This is a genomic window from Rhodopseudomonas sp., assembly GCF_048594845.1.
In the GTDB taxonomy this organism is placed as follows: domain Bacteria; phylum Pseudomonadota; class Alphaproteobacteria; order Rhizobiales; family Xanthobacteraceae; genus Rhodopseudomonas.
In genome coordinates this window covers 1-6,004 of sequence record NZ_JBMDXE010000029.1, presented here as the reverse complement: position 1 = coordinate 6,004, position 6,004 = coordinate 1, and the positions used below count along the sequence as shown (strand labels likewise).

The 6,004-nt window shown below is 66.1% G+C and carries 6 protein-coding genes; 2 read left to right on the top strand and 4 right to left on the bottom strand.

The genetic code is table 11. The annotated features are described in order from the left end of the window. Together ACOJTD_RS01695 and ACOJTD_RS01690 are read right to left on the bottom strand one after the other, a co-directional pair. On the bottom strand, positions 1-789 hold a 789-nt coding region (locus ACOJTD_RS01695), incomplete at its 3' end, for a thiolase (RefSeq protein ID WP_420131212.1). A gap of 5 nt (positions 790-794) precedes the next feature. Continuing rightward, positions 795-1,202: a Zn-ribbon domain-containing OB-fold protein gene (locus ACOJTD_RS01690; protein ID WP_420131211.1), complete on the bottom strand. Its 408-nt coding sequence runs from the start codon at positions 1,200-1,202 to the stop codon at positions 795-797. A 245-nt stretch (positions 1,203-1,447) separates the two neighbouring features. On the opposite strand from ACOJTD_RS01690, the gene ACOJTD_RS01685 reads away from it, so the two are divergent. Beyond that, a complete protein-coding gene (locus ACOJTD_RS01685) occupies positions 1,448-2,797 on the top strand; it encodes an amidase (RefSeq protein ID WP_420131210.1) in 1,350 nt (449 codons plus the stop codon). Between the two features lie 21 nt (positions 2,798-2,818). Here ACOJTD_RS01685 and ACOJTD_RS01680 read toward each other — a convergent pair whose 3' ends face one another. After that, entirely contained in the window at positions 2,819-3,268 is a 450-nt protein-coding gene (locus ACOJTD_RS01680; protein WP_420131209.1) for a PaaI family thioesterase, read from the bottom strand. 277 nt (positions 3,269-3,545) lie between these two features. After that, a complete protein-coding gene (pobA, locus tag ACOJTD_RS01675) occupies positions 3,546-4,715 on the bottom strand; it encodes a 4-hydroxybenzoate 3-monooxygenase (protein WP_420131208.1) in 1,170 nt (389 codons plus the stop codon). A gap of 172 nt (positions 4,716-4,887) precedes the next feature. Here pobA and ACOJTD_RS01670 point away from each other — a divergent pair, with 172 nt between their 5' ends. Beyond that, the gene (locus ACOJTD_RS01670; RefSeq protein WP_420131207.1) at positions 4,888-5,913 is read left to right on the top strand and encodes a TRAP transporter substrate-binding protein; all 1,026 of its coding nucleotides are present in this window, start codon (positions 4,888-4,890) and stop codon (positions 5,911-5,913) included. The last annotated feature ends 91 nt before the right edge of the window (positions 5,914-6,004 follow it).

Here is a 6,004-nt window from a genome sequence, read left to right as displayed (position 1 = left end):
GCGGAACGCGGTCGGGCCCGCCACCTTGAAGGCGCGCGAGGAGTTGAAGGTCTCCATCTGGCTGACCATCGGCGTTTCCACGCTCTCGCCGGTGCCGAGCACATAGACCGGCTTGTGCGGGAAGTCCTTGGCGCGATCGGCCGAGGTCATGATGAGCGCGCCGCCGCCGTCGGTGACGAGGCAGCACTGCAGCAGCCGGAACGGATAGGCGATCATCCGCGAGTTCAGCACGTCCGCGACCGTGATCGGGTCCTTCATGGTGGCGCGCGGATTCTTGGCCGCCCACTCGCGCTGCACCACCGCTACCGAGGCGATCTGCTCGTGGGTGATGCCGTAGGTCTTCATGAAGCGCAGCACCGGAATCGGAAACTGGCTCGGCGGCCCGTAGATGCCATAGGGCGCTTCGAACTGGCCCTGCAGGCTGTCGGCGGGAATCGAGCGCGGCAGCTTGCCGATCATCGACTTGCCGCTCTCGGCGTGGGTGATCAGCACGGTCTTGCACAGCCCGGCCTCGATCGCCGCAGCGGCGTGGCGGACGTGCAGCATGAACGAGCAGCCGCCGACCGACGTGCCGTCGACCCAGGTCGGCGTGATGCCGAGATAGTGGGCGATCTGCTGCGGCGTCTCCACCGCGGTGGCGATGCCGTCGATATCCGACAGCTTCAGCCCGGCGTCGGCGATCGCGTTGAGCGCGGCGTCGGCGTGGAGCTGGATCTGCGACATGTCGGGGATGACGCCGAGCTTGGTGGTCTCGGCGGCGCCGACGATAGCAACCTGATTGCGACGCATGGTGCTTACCCCTTCGCCGGACGGAATTGCGGAAGGGTGAGGGCGTCGTCGATCTTCTGGAAGGTGACTTCCAGCTTCATATCGAGTTCGAGCGCCTCGGGCGTCTGCGGGCACTCCAGGATGTTGCTCATCATCCGCGGGCCCTCTTCGAGCTCGACCACCGCGATCGCGTAGGGCTCGGTGAAGCCGGCTGCTAGCGGCCGGTGATTGATCACGTAGGAATACAGGGTGCCGTTGCCGGAAGCCTTGAACGCGCTGACTTCGCGGGAGCCGCATTTCGGGCAGAATGGGCGGGGCGGGAAATACGCATGGGCGCAGGAGTCGCAGCGCTGCAGCCGCAATTCGCCCTGCTTGGCGCCGTCCCAGTAATGCTGGGTTTCCGGAGTAATCTTGGGACGTGCGCGTTCAGCCATGTGTTGGTTTTCTCCCTGAGCTGGCTCGGTGGCCCATCGGTTGTCGCGTCTTGATGCAAGATCGACCGGGCAGCGTCAACACGCGGCGGACGCGGGGGCGTGTGCGCCAAACGTATTCCGGGGCACGAACAATCAGCGCCGCCTGCATGGCAAAATCCGGCCCTGCGCGCTACAGGAGAGGCCGAGTCTCACTTCGCGATCGCAGCGCCTTGGGCGCGGATCGCCCTTCCAGCGGAACGAACGCCATGACCGATCATCCCACGCTCGCCGCGCTCGCGGCGGATCTCGACGCCGGACGCACCACGTCCCGCAAGCTCGTCGAACAATGCCTGGCGCGGATCGATGACGCGGCGGGCGAGGGCGCGCGCGCCTTCATCCATGTCGACCGCGACGCGGCGCTGAAGGCCGCCGATGCGATGGATGCCCTGCGCGCCATCAAGGCGGCGCCGTCGCCCTATGCGGGCATTCCGGTGTCGATCAAGGATCTGTTCGACATCAGGGGCCAGGTGACCCGTGCCGGCTCGCGTGCGCTGGACGACAATCCGCCCGCGGAAACTGACGCGCCCGCGGTGGCGCGGCTGCGCGGCGCCGGCTTCGTGGTGATCGGCCGCACCAACATGACCGAGTTCGCCTATTCGGGCATCGGCATCAATCCGCATTACGGCACGCCGAAGTCGAGCTACGGCCGCGAAGCCGGACACGTGCCGGGTGGCTCGTCGTCAGGCGCGGCGGTGTCGGTGGTCGACGGCATGGCGCATGTCGGGCTCGGCACCGACACCGGCGGCTCCTGCCGCATCCCGGCGGCGTTCAACGGCATCGTCGGCTACAAGCCATCGCAGAGCCGCGTGCCGCGCGACGGCGCGGTGCCGCTGTCGTTCTCGCTGGATAGTATCGGCCCGCTGGCGCGCAGCGTCGCCTGCTGTGCGGTGGTCGATGCCGTGCTGGCGGATGAACCGATCGTGCCGCTGACGCCGCGCCCGGTGAAAGGCCTGCGCATCGCGGTGCCGACCACGGTGGCGCTTGACGAACTGGACGAGACGGTGCGCACCGCGTTCGAGCGCGCGCTGAAGACGCTGGCGAGCCATGGTGCCATCGTCGACAAGATCGAAGTGCCGGAATTCAACGACGTCGCGCCGCTCGGCGCCAAGGGCGGTCTGACTGCGGCGGAGAGCTACGCCTGGCACCGCTATCTGCTGGTCGCCAAGGGTGACGTGTACGATCCTCGAGTGCGCGAGCGCGTGCTGCGCGGCGAGACGCAGAGTGCCGCCGAGTACATCGACACAGTCGGCGCCCGTAAGTCGCTGATCACCCGCGCCACCGCGCGGCTCGCGCCCTACGACGCGGTGGCGATGCCAACCGCGGCGATCACCCCGCCGAAGATCGCCGACCTCGCCGACGACAAGGCGTTTACCAAGGCCAATCTCCTCGCGCTGCGCAACTGCACGCTGATCAACATGATCGACGGTTGCGCGATCTCGCTGCCGTGTCATCAGAAGGGCGAGGCGCCGGTGGGGCTGATGCTGGCGGGCGTGAACGGTGCGGATCGCAAACTGTTCGAAGTGGCCACCGGCGTCGAGGCCGTGATCTGCGGTTGAGGCGCTAACAGCCGAGCGTGGTCAAGGTTTCGCCTTGGCCACGCTGAATGTGCCATTGGCGCGGGCGCAGCGCACCCCGTCCGCTGTGACGAAGCACTGCACGACGCACAGCGTCGCGCCGACCTTGATGACGTCCGGCTCGATCTGCAGCCACTGACCGATCCGGGCCGAGCCGATGAAGTCGATCGCCAGCGACGCCGTCAGCAGCCGCGCGCCGCCGCCGAGCTTGAGGCCGCAGCTGTAGCCCATCGCATTGTCGGCGAGCGCGGTGATCAATCCGCCATGCGCCAGTCCGCGCGAATTGGTATGAGCTTCGCGGATCCGCAGCCCGAGCACCACGGCATCGTCCGTCATCTTCGCGTAGAGCGGCTCCCATGGCGCGGTGAGGGGGCTGCTGCGGGCATGCCGCACGAAGCCTTCCGGGATGTCGACGTCGGGAATGTCGGAAACGATCGTGTCGTTGCTCGTCATGATGCCGTCGCTCGCTTGGCTGCGTCCGCCTCCGTTAAACCGCGCCCGCGCGGCGTGAGCAACGCCGACAAAGTTTGAAGCGCGATTTGAGAGCGTGTTTGAAACGCAACTCGCGTGCCCCGGACGCAGCGCAGCAGGTCGCCTTGCGACGTGGTGCGCTGCAGATCCGGGGCCCCGGTTTTTTGAAGCGCTCGCCAGTAATCGGGGTCCGCTTCTGCGAAGCGGCACTGCGTGCCGCATCGCGTCCGGGACACGAGGTTAGTACGGCAACGCTAGGTCAGTACGGCAGCCCGACGTAGTTCTCGGCCAGCGACGTCGTCGCGGCCTTGGAGCTGATCAAATAGTCCAGCTCGGCGGTCTGGATGCGTTGGGAGAAGGCGTCGCTGTCGGGGAAGCGGTGGAGCATCGAGGTCATCCACCACGAGAACCGCTCGGCCTTCCAGACGCGGCGCAGCGCCTTTTCCGAATAGGCGTCGATGCCGGCTTTCGACTTCTCGCCGTAGAATTCGCGCAGCGCGCGCGACAGATAGTAGATGTCGCTGGCGGCGAGGTTGAGGCCCTTGGCGCCGGTCGGCGGCACGATGTGGGCGGCGTCGCCGGCGAGGAACAGCCGGCCGAAGCGCATCGGCTCTGCCACGAACGAACGCAGCGGCGCGATGCTCTTCTCGATCGACGGGCCGGTGACCAGCTGGTGTGCCGCCTCCGGATCGAGCCGGCTCTTCAGTTCGTCCCAGAACCGCGCGTCGCTCCAGTCGGCGACATCATCGGTGAGCGGGCACTGCACGTAGTAGCGGCTGCGGTGCGCCGAGCGCATCGAGCACAGCGCGAAGCCGCGGTCGTGATTGACGTAGATCAGCTCGTGCGACACTGGCGGCGTGTCGGACAGGATGCCGAGCCATCCGAACGGATAGACGCGCTCGAAGGTCTTCACCGCGCCTGCCGCGCTCTGCCGCGACACGCCGTGGAAGCCGTCGCAGCCGGCGATGAAATCGCAGGTGAGTTCGTGGGTGGTGCCGTCCTTGGTCCAGCGCACCTTCGGCGCCTCGCCGTCGAAATCGTGCAGCGTGACGTCGGCCGCGTCGTAGATCGTGGTCAGGCCGGCGGCGCTGCGCGCTTCCATCAGGTCCCGCGTCACTTCGGTCTGGCCATAGACGGTCACGACCTTGCCGCCGGTGGAGCCCTTGAGGTCGATGCGGTGGCGCTTGCCCGAGAAGGCGATCTCGAAACCGTCGTGCACCAGCGCTTCCTGATGCAGCCGTTTGGCGACGCCGGCCTCTTCGAGCAGGCCGACCATGCCCTGTTCCAGCACGCCGGCGCGGATGCGCGACAGCACGTAGTCGGGATCCTTGCGCTCGAGAATCACCGCGTCGATGCCGTAGCTGTGCAGCAACTGGCCGAGCAGCAGGCCCGACGGCCCGGCGCCGATGATGGCGACTTGTGTGCGCATGGGCTTTCCCCTGCAGGTTGGTTTGGGGACTCGTTACGAGACACCGCCGCCGCCGTCCAGTTGCGGTCCGCTGTCTACCAGCTATTACACAGCCGTCACTTGCTTTAATGGTTATGTTCTATAACAGTACAACCAAAGGCCGCTTGAAGCCATCCAACAGGGAGAGACCTCGATGAGGACAACGATGCTTGCGCTGCTGCTCGCAGCCAGCATGGCGCCCGCCTGCGTGTCCACCGCGTCGGCGCAGGACAAGACCGTCAATTGGAAGGTCTCGCTGTGGGTGCCGCCGGCGCATCCGCTGGTCCCCGCCACCAAAGAGTGGGCGGCCGACATCGAGAAGGCCTCGGGCGGCACCATCAAGATGGCGGTGTTCCCCTCCGAGCAACTCGGCAAGGCGTTCGACCATTACGATATGGCGCGCGACGGCATCGCCGACGTCACCTATGTCAATCCGGGCTATCAGCCCGGCCGCTTCCCGATCGTCTCCGCCGGCCAGCTGCCGTTCACCTTCAAGGACGGCAAGAAGGGTACGTTGGCGTTTAACGAGTGGTACCAGAAATACGCGCCGACCGAGATGAAGGACACCAAGCTGTGCTTCGCCTTCATCCATGATCCGGGCGCGCTGCACGGCAAGAAGAAGGTGCTGGTGCCGGCCGACATGAAGGGCCTCAAGGTCCGCCCGGCACAGTCGACCATCGGCGAGATGGTCAAGCTGTTCGGCGGCACCAACGTTCAGGCCTCCGCGCCGGAATCGCGCGACGCGCTTGAGCGCGGCGTCGCCGACGAGATCACCTTCCCTTGGGGGTCGGTGTTCCTGTTCGGTATCGACAAGGTCGTGAAGTATCACATGGACGTGCCGCTGTACTCGACGGTGTTCACCTACAACATCGGTCTGATGGCCTACAACGCGCTGTCGCCGAACCAGAAGAAGATCATCGACGATCACTGCACGCCGGAATGGGCCTCCAAGGTCACCGATCCGTGGGTCGATTTCGAAGCCAACGGCCGCACCAAGATGAAGGCGCTTGAGGGCCACGAGGTCTATCCGCTGACCGACGCGCAACTGGCCGAGTGGAAGAAGGACACCCAGCCGCTGCGCGACTCCTGGGCCGAAGGCGTCAAGAAAGCTGGTGGCGACGCTGCGGCGATCGACGCCGAACTGAAAGCCGCGCTGAAGAAGTACGACGCGGGGCTGTAATCAGTGCCTCGTCATTCCGGTATGCACCGCGGCTGGCGAAGCCCGACGGGGTGAAGTCCAGGAATCCATACTCCCTGCAGGGGTAATTGAT